The sequence below is a fragment of the Candidatus Nitrosotalea sp. FS genome (assembly GCF_011319475.1).
Taxonomy (GTDB): Archaea; Thermoproteota; Nitrososphaeria; order Nitrososphaerales; family Nitrosopumilaceae; genus Nitrosotalea.
Window position 1 is genome coordinate 2,265 of sequence record NZ_RCMC01000078.1, and the last position, 231, is coordinate 2,495.

Below are 231 nucleotides of genomic sequence, written 5' to 3' on the forward strand. Positions count from 1 at the left end.
CCTCACATGCTGGCTCAAAAATCTGGTCATATTGTTAACATCTCATCAATTGCAGGACGAGTAGTATTTCCAGCAGGCAGTGTTTATTGTGCAACTAAATTTGCAGTATGGGCTTTTAGCGAGGGACTCCGACAAGAATTGTCCGTTAGAAATAACATTCGAATCACAACAATAGAGCCTGGAATTGTAGATACCGAGCTTACAAATACAATCACTGACAAATCATTGGAA

The 231-nt window shown here is 39.8% G+C and carries 1 protein-coding gene; it reads left to right on the top strand.

All coding sequences use genetic code 11. The features are described from left to right. Positions 1–231, top strand: a 231-nt coding sequence (locus DYY66_RS03170; protein ID WP_166286153.1) for an SDR family oxidoreductase, incomplete at both ends; no start/stop codon positions are given.